Source organism: Rhodococcus sp. T2V (assembly GCF_029269925.1).
GTDB classification, from domain to species: Bacteria; Actinomycetota; Actinomycetes; order Mycobacteriales; family Mycobacteriaceae; genus Rhodococcus_F; species Rhodococcus_F koreensis.
Genome location: NZ_JARJBD010000062.1, coordinates 22,419 through 41,853 on the forward strand (window position 1 = coordinate 22,419; position 19,435 = coordinate 41,853).

19 protein-coding genes are annotated in these 19,435 nt (G+C 65.5%); 17 read left to right on the plus strand and 2 right to left on the minus strand.

All coding sequences use genetic code 11. From position 1 onward, the window contains the following. The first annotated feature begins 25 nt into the window (after positions 1 to 25). From P3H15_RS36330 to P3H15_RS36340, 3 genes are all read left to right on the plus strand, one after another. On the plus strand, positions 26 to 793 hold the full coding sequence (locus P3H15_RS36330; protein ID WP_276141671.1) for an SDR family NAD(P)-dependent oxidoreductase: 768 nt from the start codon (positions 26 to 28) through the stop codon (positions 791 to 793). A gap of 414 nt (positions 794 to 1,207) precedes the next feature. After that, the gene (locus P3H15_RS36335; RefSeq protein ID WP_276141708.1) at positions 1,208 to 2,155 is read left to right on the plus strand and encodes an alpha/beta fold hydrolase; all 948 of its coding nucleotides are present in this window, start codon (positions 1,208 to 1,210) and stop codon (positions 2,153 to 2,155) included. Positions 2,156 to 2,348: 193 nt separating this feature from the next. Further along, a complete protein-coding gene (locus tag P3H15_RS36340) occupies positions 2,349 to 2,900 on the plus strand; it encodes a MarR family winged helix-turn-helix transcriptional regulator (protein WP_276141672.1) in 552 nt (183 codons plus the stop codon). Here the strand turns inward: P3H15_RS36340 and P3H15_RS36345 are convergent. After that, positions 2,861 to 4,585, minus strand: coding sequence for a DUF885 domain-containing protein (locus tag P3H15_RS36345; RefSeq protein WP_276141673.1), 1,725 nt, complete (start codon positions 4,583 to 4,585; stop codon positions 2,861 to 2,863). The two genes, P3H15_RS36340 and P3H15_RS36345, sit on opposite strands and share 40 nt — an antisense overlap. Before the next feature lie 45 nt (positions 4,586 to 4,630). Next, positions 4,631 to 5,851: a glutamate-cysteine ligase family protein gene (locus tag P3H15_RS36350; protein WP_276141674.1), complete on the minus strand. Its 1,221-nt coding sequence runs from the start codon at positions 5,849 to 5,851 to the stop codon at positions 4,631 to 4,633. A 172-nt stretch (positions 5,852 to 6,023) separates the two neighbouring features. Between P3H15_RS36350 and P3H15_RS36355 the strand changes: the two genes are divergently transcribed. From P3H15_RS36355 to P3H15_RS36420, 14 genes are all read left to right on the plus strand, one after another. After that, positions 6,024 to 7,241, plus strand: coding sequence for a CaiB/BaiF CoA-transferase family protein (locus P3H15_RS36355; RefSeq protein ID WP_276141675.1), 1,218 nt, complete (start codon positions 6,024 to 6,026; stop codon positions 7,239 to 7,241). Positions 7,242 to 7,257: 16 nt separating this feature from the next. Further along, the gene (locus P3H15_RS36360; protein ID WP_276141676.1) at positions 7,258 to 7,938 is read left to right on the plus strand and encodes an SDR family oxidoreductase; all 681 of its coding nucleotides are present in this window, start codon (positions 7,258 to 7,260) and stop codon (positions 7,936 to 7,938) included. Between the two features lie 66 nt (positions 7,939 to 8,004). Beyond that, a complete protein-coding gene (locus tag P3H15_RS36365) occupies positions 8,005 to 8,721 on the plus strand; it encodes a glutathione S-transferase C-terminal domain-containing protein (protein ID WP_276141677.1) in 717 nt (238 codons plus the stop codon). A 34-nt stretch (positions 8,722 to 8,755) separates the two neighbouring features. After that, a complete protein-coding gene (locus P3H15_RS36370) occupies positions 8,756 to 9,457 on the plus strand; it encodes a glutathione S-transferase family protein (protein WP_276141678.1) in 702 nt (233 codons plus the stop codon). 74 nt (positions 9,458 to 9,531) lie between these two features. Beyond that, positions 9,532 to 10,887, plus strand: coding sequence for a non-phosphorylative glyceraldehyde 3-phosphate dehydrogenase TadD (gene tadD / locus P3H15_RS36375; RefSeq protein ID WP_276141709.1), 1,356 nt, complete (start codon positions 9,532 to 9,534; stop codon positions 10,885 to 10,887). A gap of 61 nt (positions 10,888 to 10,948) precedes the next feature. Further along, a complete protein-coding gene (gene isoA, locus P3H15_RS36380) occupies positions 10,949 to 12,472 on the plus strand; it encodes an isoprene monooxygenase oxygenase subunit alpha (RefSeq protein ID WP_276141679.1) in 1,524 nt (507 codons plus the stop codon). Between the two features lie 35 nt (positions 12,473 to 12,507). After that, entirely contained in the window at positions 12,508 to 12,792 is a 285-nt protein-coding gene (isoB, locus tag P3H15_RS36385) for an isoprene monooxygenase oxygenase subunit gamma (protein WP_276141680.1), read from the plus strand. Further along, the gene (gene isoC, locus P3H15_RS36390; RefSeq protein ID WP_141468140.1) at positions 12,785 to 13,129 is read left to right on the plus strand and encodes an isoprene monooxygenase ferredoxin; all 345 of its coding nucleotides are present in this window, start codon (positions 12,785 to 12,787) and stop codon (positions 13,127 to 13,129) included. Before isoB ends, isoC begins: the two co-directional genes overlap by 8 nt. Before the next feature lie 18 nt (positions 13,130 to 13,147). After that, positions 13,148 to 13,480 (plus strand): isoprene monooxygenase effector protein, encoded by a 333-nt coding sequence (gene isoD, locus P3H15_RS36395; protein ID WP_276141681.1) that lies wholly within the window; start codon positions 13,148 to 13,150, stop codon positions 13,478 to 13,480. Beyond that, a complete protein-coding gene (gene isoE / locus P3H15_RS36400; protein WP_276141682.1) occupies positions 13,477 to 14,499 on the plus strand; it encodes an isoprene monooxygenase oxygenase subunit beta in 1,023 nt (340 codons plus the stop codon). The genes isoD and isoE overlap by 4 nt, the downstream gene beginning before the upstream one ends. 11 nt (positions 14,500 to 14,510) lie before the next feature. After that, complete coding sequence (gene isoF / locus P3H15_RS36405) at positions 14,511 to 15,548, plus strand: isoprene monooxygenase reductase (RefSeq protein ID WP_276141683.1); 1,038 nt, start codon at positions 14,511 to 14,513, stop codon at positions 15,546 to 15,548. A gap of 35 nt (positions 15,549 to 15,583) precedes the next feature. Next, positions 15,584 to 16,963 carry an aldehyde dehydrogenase family protein gene (locus P3H15_RS36410; RefSeq protein WP_276141684.1) on the plus strand — a complete coding sequence of 460 codons (1,380 nt, stop codon included), beginning with the start codon at positions 15,584 to 15,586 and terminating at the stop codon, positions 16,961 to 16,963. Beyond that, on the plus strand, positions 16,960 to 18,000 hold the full coding sequence (gene gshB, locus P3H15_RS36415; protein ID WP_276141685.1) for a glutathione synthase: 1,041 nt from the start codon (positions 16,960 to 16,962) through the stop codon (positions 17,998 to 18,000). Before P3H15_RS36410 ends, gshB begins: the two co-directional genes overlap by 4 nt. After that, positions 17,997 to 19,424: an FAD-dependent oxidoreductase gene (locus P3H15_RS36420; RefSeq protein ID WP_276141686.1), complete on the plus strand. Its 1,428-nt coding sequence runs from the start codon at positions 17,997 to 17,999 to the stop codon at positions 19,422 to 19,424. The genes gshB and P3H15_RS36420 overlap by 4 nt, the downstream gene beginning before the upstream one ends. Positions 19,425 to 19,435 lie beyond the last annotated feature (11 nt).

Here is a 19,435-nt window from a genome sequence, read left to right on the forward strand (position 1 = left end):
CGGCAATTTCAGAAAGGTTCGTACAGTGGAAATTCAGGGAACCGCCGCACTGGTTACCGGAGCGGCGTCGGGCCTCGGTGCCGCCACCGCCAAGCGTCTCGCCGAGGCGGGCACCACCGTGTTCGGCCTCGACCTTCAGCAGTCCATAGAGCGTGCCGGCGACAACGTCCCCGGCGGGGTCACCCTCCTTGCCACCGACGTCACCAGTGGTGACGAGGTCCAGGACGCCGTCGAGAAGATCGTCGAGTCGGGTCTGCCGCTGCGGATCGTCGTCAACTGTGCCGGTGTCGGCTGGGCGAGCCGCATCCTGTCGAAGAAGGGGCCGCACGACCTCGAACTGTTCCGCACCGTCATCACGGTCAACCTGCTCGGCACGTTCAACGTGATGCGACTGGCCGCGGACGCGATCGCCAAGACGGACACCGTCGACGAGTCCGGGCAGCGCGGTGTCGTGATCAACACCGCCTCGGTTGCCGCGTTCGAGGGGCAGATCGGTCAGATCGCGTACTCCGCGTCCAAGGGTGGTGTGCACGGTATGACCGTTCCCGCGGCCCGTGACCTCGCGCAGTTCGGCATTCGCGTCAACACCATCGCACCCGGCATCGTGGACACGCCGATGCTTGCCGGTGTCACCGAGGAGTACCGTGCCGGCCTCGAGGCCGGTGTCCCGTTTCCGTCGCGGCTGGCTCAGCCGGCCGAGTACGCGCAGCTCGTTCAGATGATCGTCGAACACGACTACCTCAACGGTGAGACGCTCCGCATGGACGGCGCTCTCCGCATGGCGCCGCGTTAGAGCAGACGCCGCGACAAGTGCCCGGCGCTGAGCGGCGTCGCCCTTCTCCGACAGCAGAAGAGAACGTGGGATGAACGGCTCCGAGACAGCGCCCGCGTTCGGGGCCGTCCTCGTCCACGCCGCTTGCCGCTGGGCCAGAGCAGTGTTCGCCGTCCCACCCTCTCGTATCCGATTGGGTGCGGGAGGGCGGACAGGGCGGACGCTCCCCTGGAATGTCGGGTCTTTCGGCTCGGCCGCCGTTCTCATTTGATTCACACTTCACTCTATTCACAGATGAATACTAAGCGAACAAAATTATTGACTCGTGAAATATTCAGGACGATACTGAATATGTCAGGTTACGAAGCGGCAGACCAGTGGGGTTGGCCGCACGGAGGATCGGACAGTTCAGTGAGTACGACATTCGAACCCGCAATGTGTCGGGAACGGCGATCGACCATCGCGGCCGATGACGGAACACCGCTCGTTACCCGCGAGTACGGCCCCGAAACTGCACCATTGACCGTAATCTTTGCGCACGGTCACTGTCTGAGCATGCAATCGTGGGACCTGCAACGCGCCTTCCTGCAGAGCACCTTCGGGCCAGAGGTGCGCCTGGTCTTCTACGACCAGCGCGGCCATGGCGAGTCCGGATCCGCCGCGCCCGACACAATGACGATCGACCAACTCGGCAAGGATCTCGATGCCGTCATTCGCACTATCGGGAGCACCGCGCCGATTGCCCTGGTCGGCCACTCCATGGGCGGAATGAGCATCCTCAGCTGGGCACGTCAGCACCCCGAAAAAATCGGCTTCCCCGTGGTCGCCGCCGGCCTGATCGCGACCGCCGCGTGTGAACTCACCGGTTCCGGCATCGCTCGCAGCCTGGGCAATCCGCTGGTGCTCGCGGCGACGTCCGTTGCCCGGCACGCGCCGTGGATCATGGGTGCCGGGCGCGCCGTCACCGGCAAGGTGTGCGAACACGTGATCCGGCAGGCGGCGTACGGCCCGGCCCCGGTCCACCCGCGACTGGTTGCGTGCGCCAACGCGTTGATCAACGACACCGCGTCAGAAACCGTCCTCGGGTTCCTCCCCGCCTTCGCGGGCCTGGACGAATCGGCGGGTGTGCAGGCGCTCGCAGAGATTCCGACGATGGTGCTGTGTGGGGCGCGGGATGTGATGACGCCGTATGCACATTCGCAGAACATCGCGGACCGGCTACCGCTGTCGGAACTGGTCTGCGTTCCGGACGCGGGGCACATGGTGATCCTCGAGTGTGGGCCTGTTGTGTCCGAGGCAATCGTGACGTTGCTCGAGCGGGTTCGGGCCGGCCGGCGACCGTTGACGCTGGTTCCGAGCGAGACCCCTTCAGTCGGGGCATAGCGACGGCCCGGGCGCATCTGTGCGGCAGGCGCGCCGACGAACCCGTCGCACCGCCCGAGTCATGGATGTCACCGACGGGCTCCCGGACACGCGCGGCAGTAGCTTAGAGCAAAACAATTCTTGCGCACATATAATTCTTAGCCGTGAACTTCTTTCTCATCGTAGACTTCATCCATGCGGCTGCGAGGATCAGATGACTGCTGAGATTTCCGACGCGGGTTCGGACGCGATCGGCGAGGACGGCGTCGATCGCGTCGAGCAGGCGTGGGCGCGTGAACGCCCGGACATGGACGTCAGTTCGGTGGGAATCGTGACCAGAATCTGGCGGATTGCGCGGTATTTGGAGCGAGAACGTGTCGAACGGCTGACCGAGCTCGGAACCGACCGGGTGACACTCGACGTCCTCGCGATGCTCCGGCGCGCCGGAAAGCCGTACCGGATGACGGCCGGTCGCCTCTCCGAGGCGGCGCTGATCACTCCCGGGGGGATCTCGAACCGGCTGGACAAACTCGAGCGCAGCGGCCTGATCAAGCGGAGCTTCCACCCGAAGGATCGGCGCCGTGTCGACGTGCAGTTGACGAAGAAGGGCGTGCAACTCGTCGACGAGGTCGTCTCCGACCTGATGGATCACGAGTCACGGCTCCTGGACGCCCTGGACGGCGACGACCAGGCCGATCTTCGCCGGCTGCTCAAGCTCCTCCTGGCTCAGTTCGAAGATCCCGAGGACGGGCTGGAGACCGATTGAGTCGCGCCGGCGGGGTCGACGCCGAGCACGGTTCGGCGCAGTACGTCCATCCCTACGCTGCCGACTGCCAGTGTTCGGTCGTGAAATTGCCGTAGATCCGCTTCAGGGTTGCGCTGGAGGTAGTCGTCGCGCAGCTGCTGCCACAGTCGCTGACCGACTGCGTAGGACGGCGCTTGGCCGGCCCATCCCAGGTAGCGGTCGTGTTCGTGGCGTCGACTGATCTCGTCCAGAACGCAATGCTCGGCCAGAAACACCCACGCCTTGCCGGGATCCCAGAGGCCTCCGCCCAGGGAACTCGGGGCAGGCAGCGCGCAGTGCAGGCCGATATCGATCACCACCCGGGCGGCGCGCAGACGCTGCGACTGGAGCATTCCCAGTAGGTCTGCCGGGTCGTCCAGCAGACCGAGGTCGGCGGCCAGAGTCTCGGCGTACAGCGCCCAGCCCTCACCGTGGCCGGGGGTGAAGTTGGCCAGGCGCCGCCATCGGTTGAGCTCGTACCTTCGCGCCATTGCGGTGCCGACCTGCAGGTGATGGCCCGGGACCCCTTCATGGAACACGCGGGACGTTTCGTGCCAGGTGTGGAAGCGGTCGACTCCTGCGGGGACCGACCACCACATGCGCCCGGGCCGGGTGAGGTCTTCGTCCGGTCCGGTGTAATAGATTCCACCGGTGCGGGTCGGGGCGATGCGGCATTCGAGTCGCTCGATCTCACGCGGGATCGTGAAGTACGAATCCTTCAGCTCGGCCAGGGTCTGATCCGAGAGGTCTTGCATCCACCGCTGGAGGGCGTCGGTGCCGTGCAGCGTGTACCGCGGGTTCGCGTCCAGCAGCTCGAGCGCCCCGCGTACGCTGGCCCCGGGAGCAAGGGCATCAGCTGTGCGTTGCTGCTCGGCCACGATGGAGTTCAGGGTTTCTCTCCCCCATGCGTAGGTTTCGTCGAGGTCGATGCTCGTCCCGAGGAAGCTTCGTGACTTCAGTCGGTAGACCTCCCTGCCGACACTGTCCGTGGTCGCTGCGTGCGGGGCGAATTCGGATTCGAGGATGTCGGCCAGGGCGAGATAGGACCGGGACGCCGCGTGGGCGGCCCTGGCGAGGTCGCGTCCCAGGGCTGAGTCGTCGGCCGGTCCCCGGCGCACCAGGGTGTCGAATGCGGCGGCAGACATGCGGGCATGGTCGATCCCGCATTCGATCTGACGGATCGGGTGGGGATGTGCCGTTCGCTGCCGCGCGCGCAGGCCCTCGGTGTAGCTGGCGAGTGATCGAGGAACGTGCGATAGCCGTGACACCACGGTCCGCCAGTCGTCGCCGGTTTCTGTGGGCTGCAGGTCGAAGACACGACGCAGGCTCTGTAGGGGTGAGCTGATCACGTTGAGTTCGCCGACGAGGAGGTCCGCGTCGGCGAGCGCGAGAAACGAGTCGATTCGCTCGACCATGGCGGCGATGGTGACCGTATCGATGGGGTCCGCCGGCGCGGCCGCCTCCAGGCTCCGCCGGGTCGCGCGTGCGGTGCGTACCCGGTCGGCGATGCCGTCGGGTGAGTAGTCGGTCACCTGGTCGTCGAAGCCGCGCACCCCGATGCGGGTTGCGTCCACCGGATCGAGTTCGCAGCACGCGATCAGGTAGTCCTCTGCGATCTGGTCGACGTGCGTGGGAGTCCGGGCGAAGGTGGCATCGTGCGGGGTCACATTGGTCTCCGGGCGGCATTGCCCGGGCGAGTCAGCAGGCATCGGTCACGGCGCCGCCACGACCGCATCGTCGAGGCGTGCGAACGCGTCGGTTTCGATGTCCCCGCGCAGGTGCGCGGGGGCCAGTCCATGTTTGGTGTAGCGGTCGATGTAGGCCGCCACTGTCCCGGCGGCGGAAGAGTGGGTTGGGTGTCTGCGTAGGTGCAGCTCGACCGCGCCGAGCAGGAGCTTTGCGGCGTCCCGGAGTACCGGGTGGTTGAGTCCGTCACGAGCGGCCGTGACCCAGAGGTCCCGAGTATCCGGGAGCAGGTCGACCAATTCCGCGCAGACCCGTCGGTCCATTGCTGTCGCGACGACCAGGACCGCGGCGGAGCGGCATAGGGGCTCCAACGCATCGATCATCCGGAATTCGAGCCAGCCACGGGGGCGAATCGGGGGAAAGAGTGTCGTCAGGTGGTAGCGAAGGTCGTCCTCGCTCGGCCAGCCCGCCGGGTGCCCAATGGTCATCCAGTCGGCGAAGGTCAGACCCGGCGGGACGCTCGTGCCCAGCTCGCCGCCGCGGATGAAGAACACATCGGCTGCGAGAGCATATCTTGCCCAGTCGATTTCGGCTCGGTCGCTGAGCGGGACCGGTGCCGTCCGGCTCGGGTCGATGCCGCCCCAGATCGCTTGCCGAAGCGATTGCCAGCGGGTTCCGTCCGGTCCGATCCCGGGAGAGTTCGCGAAGGCTGCGATGAGCAACGGGCCGATCTTGTTCGCCATGACCCAGCGCACGTTTCGGCCGTCGGGATGATGACTGATGTTGACCTGCACCGATGCGGTGTTCGTCATCATCCAGGTCCCCTCCCTGCCGCGGTGCGCGTAGAAGCTTTCCATCGCCCGGTATCGGGGAAGGTCGAGTATCCGGTGCGGGGGTCGGCGGTCGTCGACGGCGAGGTCGGTCGGGATCAGGCCGTGCGCCCTGAGCCGATGGTGAAGAATCGCGGTGTCTTCGTCGATTGCGCGCAGGGTGGCCGGCCCGGATTCGAGCGGCGGACCGGACAGTTCGATCTGCCCGCCCGGCTCGATCGTGATGCGGCTGCCGTTCGGCAGCGGGCGGTTCATGATGGGCAGGAAATCGGCGAAGTTCGGGCGAGAGAGGCTGCCGCGCTTGTGTACTGGCCACTCGACCTCGACTCCGACGAGGTCCACCCCACAGGGTTCGAAGGCCTCGCGGGCGACCTCGTATGCCCTCTGAGTTGTCAGGGTAGGGCGAGAACAGGTCATGTCACCTGGTCCTTTCGTCGTCGGTACTATAGCCACGAAACATTTCACGGCGAAACAATTGACGAGCAAGAGATATCTCCATAGTATGGAGTGAAGCACGTCACAACAAGCCCCAGTTTGTGTCGATCGACACCTCGCAAAACTGTCTTCTACCAGGCGAAAGGCGCTATTCATGAGCGGCCCAATGACCGGAATCAAGATCGTCGACCTGTGCTCGATGATGTCGGGCCCCTGGGCCACGGACATCCTCGGCGACCAGGGCGCGGACGTCATCAAGGTTGAGGTGCCCGGCAAAGGCGATCACGTACGCTCGCTGCCCAACCGCTCCGGCGACATGTCGGCCATGTTCGTCAACGTCAACAGGTCGAAGCGGTCGCTGACCCTCGACCTGAAGACGCCGGAGGGCGTTGCGGTGCTGAAGAAGCTGGTCGCCACCGCCGACGTCGTCGTACAGAACTTCCGGCCGGGCGTCGTCGAGCGCCTCGGCATCGGCTACGACGACCTTGCCCCACTGAACTCGAAACTCATCTACCTCTCCATGAGCGGATTCGGCGAACGCGGCCCCGCCTCCGGCCAGCGGGTCTACGATTCGCTGATCCAGGCCCTGACCGGCCTGACCACCGTCCAGGCGGGGTCCGACGAGGAGCGCCCCCGCCTGATCCGCACGATTCTTCCCGACAAACTCAGCGCCATTGTTGCCTCCCAAGCACTTTCGGCCGCTCTGTTCGCACGCGAACGCACCGGCGAGGGGCAGCACATTCGGCTGTCGATGCTCGAGGCGGTGCTCTCGTTCCTGTGGGCATCGGACATGGGCGCCTACACCTTCCCGGACCAGCCCGTGCCGCTGGCGAAGGGCGGCAGCTTCATCGACTTGATCTACCAGACCGCGGACGGCTACATCACCGTCGCCACGAACAGCAACGGCGAGTGGCAGAGCATGTGCAAAGCGCTCGGTCACCCCGAGTGGATCGAGGACGAGCGGTTCTCCACACCGGTGGGTCGGTCGGCGCACATCAATGAGCGTCTGGAACTGATCCAATCGGTGCTGCTCGACAAGACCTCCGCCGAGTGGTTGGCACTGCTCGACGAGTTCGACGTACCCGCCGCGCCCATCCTCAAGCGCTCCGAGGTCATCGAACACCCGCAGGTCAAGGCCTCCGAGATCATCGTCGAATCCGAGCACCCCGTAGCCGGGCGTCTGCGGCAGGCGCGGGTGGCCGCCCGGTTCCTGGGAACAGTCCCGGATGCGCCGAGGGGTGCGCCCCTGCTCGGCCAGCACAACACCGAGATCCTCGCGGAGATCGGCTACAGCAACGACGAAATCGCCTCGCTCGCTGCGGAAAAGGTCATCGGAACCGAACAGGACGCCACCGCCGGCGTCCTGGCCTGAAAGGAAGTGCTGGACAGTGTCCACTGTATTGGTCGTCGGTGCCGACAAGGGCATCGCACATTCGATCGTCCGCCAGTTGCACGAGCGCGGCGACAACGTCATCGCGGCCTGCCTGTTCGCCGGTGCCGATCTCACCAATGACGGCATCACCGTCGAGCCGAACGTCGATGTCACATCGCAGGAATCGGTCGAGGCACTCGCATCACGGCTCGCGGAAGCGGGTACCGAACTGGACGCCCTGATCCATGTTGCCGGGGTCATGTGGCTCGACGAACTGGGCGCGATCGACTACGACCTGGTCCGCAAACAGATCGAGATCAACACCCTCGGACCGCTGCGCACGATCGAGGCACTGCGCCCGTTGCTCAACGAGGGCGGAAAGGTCGGCATCGTCACCAGCCGGGTGGGATCCCTCGGAGACAACACCTCCGGCGGGATGTACAGCTACCGGATCTCCAAGGCCGCCGCCAACATGGCCGGACTGAACCTGCACCACGACCTGTCCAAGAACGGGATCAGCGTGCTGATGCTCCATCCGGGGATGGTTGCCACCGATCTGACGAAGGATTTCCCCGGCGAGCACACCTACATCACCCCGGAACAGGCCGCCGCCGGGCTGATCAAGAACATCGACAACCTCACACCCGAGAACTCGGGCCGGTTCCAGCATTCGGACGGAACCTTCCTGCAGTGGTGAGCAACCGATCGCACCCTGGTTGCCAGTGAATATCCATCCCATCGAGACCGAAGGACGACACACACGATGATCACCGTTTACGGATATGTTCCCGCCTGGGGGATCCCGGACATCAGCCCGTACGTCACGAAGGTAGTGAACTACCTGACGTTCACGGGTGTCGAGTTCGAGCACAAGACGCAGGACCTGGCGACGCTCGACCAGGACTCGCCCCACGGCAAGCTTCCGTACATCGTCGACAGCGACGGAACGAAGGTCGGCGACTCCAACACGATCATCGCCTACCTGAAGAACAAGTACGGTGACAAGCTCGATGCGGATCTGAGCAAGCAGGAGCTTGCTCTCGGACTCGCCTTCAACCGGCTGATCGAGGAGCACCTGTACTGGAGCGGCATCATCCAGCCGCGCTGGCGTGAGGACAGCGGGTGGGAAACCTACATCCCGTTCATCGTTCAGGGCGCCGAGGTGACCCCGGAGATCCGCGAAGGCCTGGACGCATTCCGGGGCCGGATCCTCGCCGAGTTCGATGGCCAGGGCATGGGCCGGCGCAGCGCGGAGGTCGTCGATCAGTTCTTCCGGGCCGACATCGATGCCCTGTCCGACTTCCTGGGCGACAAGCCCTTCTTCCTCGGCGACAAGCTGCACTCGATCGATGCCTCGGTGTATTCGACGCTGCGGCACGTCGCCGATCAGCCGCAGCAGTGGCTCGGAACCGGATACGTCCAGTCCAAGGCCAACCTCGTGGACTACATGGACCGCATCCGCAAGCAGTACGACATCTGACCGCCGGTAATCGACTCTCTTGGAGCATCGTTCGATGATTGATCTCTACTACTACACCAGCCCCAATGTGCGGAAGGTGCTCATCGCACTGGAGGAACTGGGACTTGACTACCAGATCGTCTGGACCGACATCAGTGAGGGCGATCAGTTCGAATCGGAGTACGTCGAGATCAATCCGAACAGCAAAGTGCCGGCCATCGTGGACCACGATGGCCCCGGTGGCCGGCGCTTGGCGATCTTCGAATCCGGTGCCATCCTGCTCTACCTGGCGGAGAAGACCGGGCGCCTGCTCCCGGAGGATCCGATCGCCCGCCAGGAGGTGCTGTGCTGGCTGTTCTGGCAGGTCGCCAACCAGGGACCGATGGCAGGACAAGCCGCCCACTTCGTCTCGCACGCCCCCAAGCAGGGAATCGACAACCCGTACGCCCGAAAGCGTTACGCGGGCGAGGTGGCACGCCTCTACCGCGTCCTCGATGACCGGCTCGCCGATCGCGACTACCTCGCCGGCGAGTACTCGATCGCGGACATCGCGACCTTCCCCTGGACTCGGGTGGCCGCCGGGCACGGAGTCGATGTCGCCGACTACCCCAACGTCAAAGCGTGGGCCGACCGCATCTCTGCCCGACCCGCCGCCAAGGTCCGCATCTCCGACCCGCGCGAGGAGAAGGCCCGAAACCACGTCTACAGCGCGGAACAGTTCAAGACCCTCTTCCGCCCGGAAGGAAGTCAAGCATGAGTATCACCGCAGATTCTTTGCCCCACATCACCCCTGGGCTGACCATCGACGGACAGATCACAACCACCGCAGCGGTGATCCCGGTGATCAATCCGGCCACCGAGTCGGTCTTCGCGGAGGTCCCCGATGCCGGGGCCGAGCACCTCGACACCGCGGTCGCCGCGGCCCGGCGCGCCGCGCGGTACTGGTCGGGCAAGGACCTGACCACTCGGCAGAGCATCGTCCTCGAACTCGTCGACCACGTCCGTGCCAACATCGACGAACTCGCCCGTCTGGTGACCCTCGAACAGGGAAAGCCGTTGGCCAAGGCCGCCGGCGAGATCGAGTCGGGGCTTCGTGGCCTCGCCCGGTACGCGAGCTGGGACCTTCCCGTCGAGGTCATCCGGGACGACGATGACGAGCTGATCGAGGTGCATCGCGCGCCGGTCGGTGTCGTCGGAGGCATCACCGCCTGGAACTACCCGCTCCTGCTGGCGTTGTGGAAGATCGGCCCGGCCCTGGTCACCGGCAATCCGATCATCGTCAAACCCTCACCGCTGACTCCGGTGGCCACCCTGCGCCTGGGTGAGCTCGCGCAACAGATCCTCCCCCCGGGTGTTCTCCAGGTGCTCAGCGGCGGCGACGATCTCGGCCGGGCAATGACCGCTCACACCGGGATCGACAAGATCACCTTCACCGGGTCCGAACGTGCGGGGAAGTCGATCATGGCGGGCGCCGGCCCGACCCTCAAGCGGCTGACCCTCGAACTCGGCGGTAACGATCCCGGCATCGTCCTCGACGACGTCGACGTGGCCTCGATCGCGGCGGATCTGTATTGGGGCGCCCTGTCGAACTGCGGTCAGGTCTGCGCGGGCCTCAAGCGCCTCTACGTGCCCGAGCACCTCGCCCCCGCGATCGAAGAGGCACTCGCCGAGGTCGCCAAGGACGTGAAGGTGGGCAACGGGCTCGACGACGGAATCGACATGGGCCCGGTCCAGAACGCCGCCCAGTTCGCCAAGGTGCGTGGCTACGTCGATGATGCGGTCAACCGCGGCGCGGACGTGTACTTCCGCGGCGAGGTGCCCGAGGGGCCCGGCTACTTCCACCCGGTCACCTTGGTGCGTGGGGTCGACGACAGCGTGCCGCTGGTCCGCGAGGAACAGTTCGGCCCGGTCCTGCCGATCCTGACCTACACCGACATCGACGATGTGATCGCACGGGCCAACGACTCCGACCTCGCGCTCGGCGCCTCGGTGTGGTCCTCCGACGAACAGCGCGCCACCGAGGTCGCCGAACGGGTCGACGCGGGCACGGTCTGGGTCAACCAGCACCCGATGCTCTCCTCCGATGTGCCGTTCGGAGGAGTCAAGCAGTCCGGCCTCGGTGTCGAACAGTCCATCCACGGTGTCCTCGAGTACACCAACTACCGAGTGCTGCGGGTCAAACGATGACCGCGGATCCGAACCATCCAGAAGACCACCGCCCATACCGTCACAATGGAAGGCGCACGACATGTTACTGAACCGGGACGATTGGTACGACACCTCGCGAGACCTCGACTGGGAACTGAGCTACGTCGATCCGGCGGTGGCGTTCCCCACGAGTTGGAGCGGTACGGGAGACGTACCGAAGGAGGCCTGGGACCAGTGGGACGAACCCTTCCGGGTGTCGTACCGCGACTACGTCCGGATCCAGCGGGAGAAGGAGTCGGGTGTCAAGGCCGTCAGCAGCGCCCTGGTGCGCGCCGGCATCTACGAAAAGCTCGATCCCGCGCACGTCGCGGCGTCGCATCTGCACATGGGCACCACGTGCATGGTCGAGCACATGGCGGTGACCATGCAGAGCCGATTCTGCCGGTTCGCGCCGACCCCGCGCTGGCGTAATCTCGGGGTCTTCGGAATGCTCGACGAGACCCGCCACACCCAGCTCGATCTGCGCTTCTCCCACGACCTGCTCAAGCAGGATCCGCGTTTCGACTGGTCGCAGAAGGCGTTCCACACCAACGAGTGGGGTGTCCTGGCGGTGAAGAACTTCTTCGACGATGCGATGCTCAACGCCGACTGCGTCGAGGCCGCCTTGGCGACGAGCCTGACCGTCGAACACGGTTTCACCAACATCCAGTTCGTCGCGCTGGCCGCCGACGCGATGGCCGCGGGCGACATCAACTGGTCGAACCTGTTGTCCTCCATCCAAACCGATGAGGCACGTCACGCTCAGCAGGGATTTCCCACCCTGGCCATCCTGATGGAGCACGACCCCGTCCGGGCGCAGAAGGCCCTCGACGTCGCCTTCTGGCGGTCCACCCGGCTGTTCCAGACGTTGACCGGGCCGGCGATGGACTACTACACGCCCCTCGATCAGCGCAAGATGAGCTTCAAGGAGTTCATGCTCGAGTGGATCGTCAACCACCACGAACGGATCCTCGAGGACTACGGGCTGAAGAAGCCCTGGTACTGGGATCAGTTCCTGTACTCGCTCGAGAACGGCCATCACGCCATGCACATCGGGACCTGGTTCTGGCGCCCCACGCTGTTCTGGAAGCCCAATGCCGGTGTCTCCAAGGACGAGCGCGAATGGCTGCGGGAGAAGTACCCCACCTGGGAAGAGAACTGGGGTGTGATGTGGGACGAGATCATCCAGAACGTCAACGATGATCGGATCGAGAACACGCTGCCGGACACGTTGCCGGCGTTGTGCAACCTCACCCAGCTGCCGTTGGGGTCGGCGTTCTCCCGGCACGATCTCGCCGACCACAGCATGACCTACAAGGGTCGGCTGTACCACTTCGATTCCGAGATCTCCAAGTGGTGCTTCGAGCAGGACCCCGAGCGCTACGCCGGCCACCAGAACTTCATCGACCGCTTCATCGACGGCCAGATCCTCCCGGCCGACCTCGCCGGTGGGCTGCTCTACATGGGGCTGACGCCGGACGTGATGGGCGACGACGTGTACGACTACGCCTGGGCGAAGGACTACCTCCCGGCGAAGCCCGCACCGGTGGAGGAATCCGTTGACCGCGAACCGATCTCGATCTGAGTTCGGGCTTCACTCGATCGCCAAGGAGAACTGACATGGCACCCTTTCCCATCACCGGCCGTTTCGTCGGCGATTTCGTCCCACACCTCGTGGCCGTGGACACCGACGACACCTGGGATCAGATCGCCCGCAAGGTCGCGTTGCATTCGGTGGGCCGGCGGGTCCCCAAACCCAAGGTGAGCCCCGGATACGACGTGCTCGTCGACGGCACCGTGATGACCGCCGACGCCACCCTGGGCGAGCTGCTCGGCACCCGCACGATTCCACCGCTGCAATGGGTCGACGTCCGCTTCCGAGAGCAGGTGAGCTCCGATGGCTGACGATCCCGACAACGACTTCGTCGACCTGGTCGCCGAGGACGAGCTGTGGGACGACGAGATGGAATCGTTCGACGTCGGAGACGACGAAGTGCTCGTGGTGAAGGTGAACGGTGAAGTCCGCGCCTACGACGGAATCTGCCCACACCAGAGCATCTCGCTGGTCGAGGGGGAATTCGAGAACGGTGTCGTGACCTGCCGCGCCCACGAGTGGCAGTTCGACGCACTGACCGGTGCCGGGGTCAATCCCCGCGATACCTGTCTGCACAAGCACGACGTCCGCATCGTGGACGGGGTCATTCAAGTTCGTCTCAAGTCGCCGGCCGCGGCGCATCACTGACCGTAGGAGTTCACACTCATGACCATTGTCGACATGGATGCCTCGGACGAGTCGTCCCCCGACCTGGTGGGTCCGGTCATCCGGGCCGGCAACCTGGCGGAGGCGGTGATCGATGCGATCGAGGAGGACAACCCGGGACAGGACGTGCTGGTACTCGACCGTGAGGACTACGTCCGCATCCACACACGCGGAGCGTGCCGTCTGACGCAGTCGAGCTTGGAAAAGCACTTCGGCCAGAGCTATCAACTGGCCGCGCTCGAGATCGATATGCCCTCGTTCAAGGGTCGCCTGAAGACTCGCACCGGTGAATACGTCTGGTTCTACCAGAATTCGGGACAGGAGAAGTCATGACCAACAAGGCACCGCGGTCCCGTTCGCGCGGGCTCAAGACCTGGAGTGCGTTCGGCAATCTCGGGCGACGACCCACCGAGTACGAAGTGCTCACGCACAACATGAACCACACCACCGGGGCCGTTCCGCTCGAGATGGGGCCCGACGTCCACGGAAACGTGTGGTTGCGCGAACACCGGGACTCAATGAAATTGACGGTCGCCGACTGGGACGCCTTCAGGGATCCCGATACCGTCACCTACGGCAGTTATGTTGCCGATCAGGACGATCAGGAGACCTATGTCGAGAACTTGATCGCCCAGTTCGACAGCGACGGCGCCGACGAGTCGCTCTCGGATGAGGCATTGACCTTGCTGGTGCGGGCACTGACCCCGACGCGGTACGTGGCGCACAGCCAGCAGATGTTGTCCGCCTACGTTCAGCAGCTCGCGATCAGTAGCTATGTCGCCAACTGTGCCGCCTTCCAGACCGCGGACCAGCTCCGCCGGGTGCAGCTGACCGCATACCGCACGACCCAGCTGAAGCTGACGTATCCCGAACGCGGCTTCGGCACCGCGGAGAAGGAATTCTGGACCGAGCGCCCCGACTGGCAGCCGATTCGGGCCGCATTCGAATGGGCCCTCGTGGAATTCGATTGGGACCGAGCGTTCGTCGCAACCAATCTGGTGACCAAGGCGATCGCGGATCAGCTTTTCCTGGTCCAGCTCGGGCGTCAGACCGCGCGTGTCGGAGCGCGACTGGACGCGTTGATTCTGGAGAACCTGTGGCGGGACAGCCTGCGGAGTCAGCGCTGGTCGGCGGCCTTGGTCGAGTTCCTCGTCGCCGCCGATCCAGGGAACCTCGACGTGCTTCAGGGGCATCTGAGTGAATGGGCCGCACGCGGGCACGAGATGATCGACGCCGGCGCCCAGATTGTCGCGTCACCGAGTGGAGCGTCGGCGGACGAGATTGCCGCCGCGGTCCGCGAGGACTGGCACTCGTACCTCGAGCTTCTCGGTCTGCGGGCCGAATCCGATTGAGATCTGAGACCATGACTGTCACAGTGAACTTCCGTGGGTACGACGACCCGGTGACGTGCGGGCCCGAAGAGACACTTCTTCGGGCCGGCCTCCGGGCCGGGCTCGCCCTGCCCTACGAATGCGCCAGCGGTGGATGCGGCAGTTGCCGCGCGCAACTCGTGGAGGGGAAGGTCAAGTCCCTCTGGCCCGACGCCGCCGGGCTCTCCGAACGTGATCGCCGGCGCGGCAATCGGATCCTGATGTGCCAATCGGTTCCGACGGCCAACTGCACAGTCAAGGCACCGATACTCGACGAACCGACTGCGAACCGGGAGGCTGTGCCCGAGCGGGTGACGTCCCGACTCCTGGGCCGGGAAGCGCTGACCCCCGATACCGCGCTGTTCACTCTCGACTTCAGCGCACCCATCGACTTCCTGCCCGGGCAGTTCATGCTGCTGGAATCACCGGACGGGGTGCGGCGGGCCTACTCGATGGCGCATCCCGCCGACGGTGCCGGCTCGACCACCGTGGAATTCATCATCCGCGCCAAGCCCGGCGGGGCCGCATCGAGTTGGCTCTTCGAAAAGGTCCAGGTGGGCGAGGACATCCTGGTCGAAGGACCCTATGGGCGTGCGTACGCACAATTGGGGTCCGAGCGTCCAGCGGTGTGCATCGCGGGCGGCACCGGTCTGGCACCGATCCTCGCGATCACCGAGGAACTTCTCCTCGAGAACCGGGCGCGGCCGGTGGATCTGTATATCGGTGCGCGGATGGCCGGCGACATCGTTCTCCTCGATCGGCTGGCCCGCTTGAACGAACTGGGTGCCCGTGTCGCCGTCTCGGTCGAAGATCCCGACTTCGCCGGCAACGAGCCATCGGGGTGGGACATGTTTGTCGCGTCCCGGGTCGGGCGGGTGATCGACCACGTCGCCGAAGACTGGTCCGATCTCAGTGAGCACGACATCTATCTCGCCGGTCCCGCCGGAATGGTCGACGCGGCGTTGCGAGCGCTGGTGCGCGAGCGCGGTGCGTCCGCGGACCGGCTGTTCTTCGACCGTTTCATCGCCTGAACGCAGTACCCCTCTCGAACTCGGAAGGATCCATCATGTTGCTGGAAACCATCGAACTACCGACCGATGAGCACTACGCACGCAACCTCATCGACGGAAGGTGGGTGTTCCCGGCCGCGCCCTACGAGTACGAGATTCGGAACCCCTCCGACAGCACGATCACCGCGGTTGTTCCCCTCTCGTCTCGATTCGACGTCGATCGGGCGATCGCGGCCGCGCGTGACGCGCTGTCGGGGCCCTGGTCCGAGCTACAGACCCGGGACCAGCTGTTGGCCCTGCTGCTGCACCGGCTCGCCGAGGCGGCCCCCGACCTGGCGCGCCTGCAGTCGACCGAGACAGGTCTCGGATACGACGATTCCCTGGCCACGATCGAATCGACATTGAGGATCGCCCGGGCGACCCTCACCCGGGAGGTTCTGCATCCACGTCCCACGCCCGCAGGCATCTCCGGGCACGTATTGTCCTGGGGGGCACCGTTCGCGGAGATGCTCTTGAATGTGTTTCCGGCGCTGGCGGCCGGAAACACCGTCGTCGTGAAGCCGTCACTGCGCGGCCCCCTGTCGCCGGTGGCGGTCGCGTTCATCGCAGACCAGCTGGGGTTTCCCGCCGGCGTACTCAATATCGTGCAGGGCACCGGAGTGGATGTGGGCGCCGCGCTCATCAGTAGTCCCGCGCTTCAGACGCTGCATGTGCGGGCGAACGAGTCCACCCTCAGCCGGGCCAGCCGAGCCGAGCATCGGACACATGTGCCCCTGCGAACCCTGACCGGCGGCGGCAACGCCGCGATCGTCTACCCCGGACTCGGGGAAGACAAGTTCGCGACGATGGCCTCCGACATCGCAGAAGCAGTGCGGGTCCACAACGCGGGCGGGCCTTTTGGTCTGCACACCGTCGCCGTGCACCGCGACGTCGCCAAGGATGCCATCGCCGCGATTCTGGGCCAGCTGGCCCTGTCCAAGAATCGGGCCGCTCCCCTGCCCACCGAACCCATCCGGCGGCGAGCCTTCGACCGGATCGATCAGTTGGCTGCCGGCGGCGGACGGGTGCTGCTGGGGGGAACGATTCCCGATGACGTCAGGCATCGAATGGGGTGGCGGTTGCCCACCACGGTCGTCGACCTCGGCGATGCGACCTCGAAGGCGACGGCAGCGGCACTGACGCACTCACGTGAACCGCTGGGACCGGTGCTCACCATCGTCCATTGGCACACCCTCGCCGACCTCGACAGGGTCTTCGACGCTCGTCGCCATCGCGACGGCTACGCCGCGATCTGGGGGGACGACTCCGCCGACGACCGCACCCGGTTCGGAGTCGCCGCCCGCGAACAGGGACCGCAAAGCGCCATGCACAGCGGCCTGGTACCGGCCGCATGGACAGGAGAGTCGGCGCATCGCGGGACCGAGGTTGCGCCATGATCCCGGTGCTCAGCGACCCGCAGGCCCGGTCCGGGCTTCGGTTGGACTTCGTGTTCATCACCGATCCCCTCGCCTCACTGGTACCTGCGCACGACACCACCATCGCGTTGATGGAGGAGGCGCAGTTGGCCGGCCACCGCGTGCTGACCACGACCATCGGTGAGCTCGGCATCGACCGCGGGCGCGCCTTCGCCCGTTGCCGGGAGGTGACGCTACGCCCAGCGGTCCTGAGTGAGAACAAGTGGATCGCCGACACCGACTGGTACACCAGTGGTGCGCCCCGCCGGCTCCTTCTCGACGAGGTAGCGGCGATCTTCATGCGGACCGACCCCCCGGTCGACGCCAACTATCTGCGCGCCACCTTCATCCTCGACCTGGTCGACCCCGGCAAGACGCTGCTGATCAATTCCCCCGCTGGACTGCGTGATGCGAACGAAAAGTTGTTCGCCCTGCGGATGCCCGAATTGGGTCCCCCAACCCTCGTCTCCGCGGACAGAGACGAGATAAGCGCCGCCGTACATTCCTGGGGCACCGCCGTTCTCAAACCCACCGACGGCATGGCCGGGCGCGGCATCATGCTGCTGCGACCGGATGACCCGAACCTGCACTCGATCCTCGACACCGCCACCGTCCGCGGCGAGCAGCACGTGGTCATCCAGCAGTTCATTCCCGAGGCGGAGACCGAGGGAGACCGTCGCGTGATCGTCCTCGACGGTCAGCCGATCGGATCCGTCCGTCGCCTCGTCGACAGCGGCGGCGGCGACGAATTCCGGTGCAACATGGCCACCGGTGCGCGGGTCGTGCCCGACACCGTGAGCCCCCGCGATCGTGAAATCTGCACCACCCTCGGACCCGAGCTCGTCAGGCGCGGACTCGTGTTCGTCGGAATCGACATCATCGGAGACAGGCTTACCGAAGTGAACGTAACCAGCCCGACAGGAATCCGCGAGATCGACGCGCTCAGTGGCACACACCTGGCCGCCGACACCATCGAATGGGCGGTTGCCCGATGCACGAACATGACGGAGATGCGATGAGTACGGCGGTCCCACCGAAACCACGCGAACAGATCGTCGTCATCGGCGCCGACGCCGCGGGGATGAGCGCCGCCCATCAGGCGTTGCGCAGCGCGAAAGCAGCGGGACGCGACGTCGACGTGATCGCCCTCGAGAAGACCTCCGACACCTCGTACTCTGCCTGCGGCATCCCGTACCTGGTGGCCGGGACGGTCGGCACCACCGACGAATTGAGCGCTCGCACGCCCGAGAAGCATCGGGCGATGGGGGTGGACCTCCGGATGAACGTCACCGCAACACACATCGACCTCGACACTCGCACGGTCACCTATGCCCACAACACCGGAGGTGCGCAGGAGGTGGTGCGCTTCGACAAACTGGTCCTCGCCACCGGTGCCCATCCGATCATCCCGGACTGGGCAGTGACCGCGGAGGGCGAACTGGTGGGGGGCGTGCACCCGGTCAAGAGCCTCGACCACGCCCGGCACTGGCTCGATCTCGTCTCACGCCCCTCACCTGGCGGTGACACAGCGACTCGCCGCCGCGCGGTGGTGGTGGGCGGCGGGTACATCGGCGTCGAAATGGCCGAAGCGATGGTGCAACGCGGATTCAGCACCACCCTCCTGACCCGCAGTGCTGTGATGAGCAGTCTCGACAGCGATATGAGTGAGCGGGTCCGCGAGACCGTCCAAGCCGGCGGCGTCGACGTCGTCACCAACACCACGGTCGCCGAGATCGACAGCGTCGGTGGCCACGTTCGGTCGGTCACCGGCAGCAACGGACAGGTCTACCCCACCGACGTCGTCGTCCTCGGACTCGGCGTGCGCCCGGCCACCGAACTCGGTGTGGCCGCCGGGCTGCCCATCGGTGAACGCGGCGGATACTTGCCCAACGAGCGGCAGGAGGTCGCCGCGGGCGTCTGGGCTGCCGGAGACTGTTGCGAGGTCATCGACCGGATCCGGGGGAAGTATGTCCTTGCGCCCCTGGGCACTCACGCGAACAAGCAGGGTCGCATCTGCGGGTACAACACGGTCGGCGGATCGCACGAGTTTCCCGGTGTTCTGGGCACCGCCATCACCCGCTTCATCTCCGCCGGCACTCACGTGGAGGTCGCCCGCACCGGTCTCGGCACCCGGGAGGCGACCGAAGCCGGATTCGAGGTGGAGTCGCTGGTCACCGTCGGCGGCACAGCGAGTGGATATATGCCCGAACGCTCACCGATCGCCACCAAGATCATTGCCGATCGTCGCACCCGCCGGTTGCTGGGCGTGCAGATCGTGGGCGGGGCGCAATCGGCCAAGAGGATCGACACCGCCGCCGCGGTGTTGTGGGGCGAGATGAGCGTCGACGACCTCGCCGCGATGGATCTCTCGTATGCCCCACCGTTCGCGACGGTGTGGGAGGCAATTCAGCTCGCCGCCCGCCGCCTGTCGGATCGGATGTGACCGCGCCGAAT

Bases quoted from the DNA above. Each gene is read 5' to 3' on its own strand.
- P3H15_RS36335 (WP_276141708.1), top strand. From the start codon at position 1,208: ATGTGTCGGGAACGGCGATCGACCATCGCGGCCGATGACGGAACACCG.
- P3H15_RS36340 (WP_276141672.1), top strand. From the start codon at position 2,349: ATGACTGCTGAGATTTCCGACGCGGGTTCGGACGCGATCGGCGAGGAC.
- P3H15_RS36350 (WP_276141674.1), bottom strand. From the start codon at position 5,851: ATGACCTGTTCTCGCCCTACCCTGACAACTCAGAGGGCATACGAGGTC.
- P3H15_RS36355 (WP_276141675.1), top strand. From the start codon at position 6,024: ATGAGCGGCCCAATGACCGGAATCAAGATCGTCGACCTGTGCTCGATG.
- P3H15_RS36365 (WP_276141677.1), top strand. From the start codon at position 8,005: ATGATCACCGTTTACGGATATGTTCCCGCCTGGGGGATCCCGGACATC.
- P3H15_RS36370 (WP_276141678.1), top strand. From the start codon at position 8,756: ATGATTGATCTCTACTACTACACCAGCCCCAATGTGCGGAAGGTGCTC.
- isoA (WP_276141679.1), top strand. From the start codon at position 10,949: ATGTTACTGAACCGGGACGATTGGTACGACACCTCGCGAGACCTCGAC.
- isoB (WP_276141680.1), top strand. From the start codon at position 12,508: ATGGCACCCTTTCCCATCACCGGCCGTTTCGTCGGCGATTTCGTCCCA.
- isoC (WP_141468140.1), top strand. From the start codon at position 12,785: ATGGCTGACGATCCCGACAACGACTTCGTCGACCTGGTCGCCGAGGAC.
- isoD (WP_276141681.1), top strand. From the start codon at position 13,148: ATGACCATTGTCGACATGGATGCCTCGGACGAGTCGTCCCCCGACCTG.
- isoE (WP_276141682.1), top strand. From the start codon at position 13,477: ATGACCAACAAGGCACCGCGGTCCCGTTCGCGCGGGCTCAAGACCTGG.
- isoF (WP_276141683.1), top strand. From the start codon at position 14,511: ATGACTGTCACAGTGAACTTCCGTGGGTACGACGACCCGGTGACGTGC.
- P3H15_RS36410 (WP_276141684.1), top strand. From the start codon at position 15,584: ATGTTGCTGGAAACCATCGAACTACCGACCGATGAGCACTACGCACGC.
- gshB (WP_276141685.1), top strand. From the start codon at position 16,960: ATGATCCCGGTGCTCAGCGACCCGCAGGCCCGGTCCGGGCTTCGGTTG.
- P3H15_RS36420 (WP_276141686.1), top strand. From the start codon at position 17,997: ATGAGTACGGCGGTCCCACCGAAACCACGCGAACAGATCGTCGTCATC.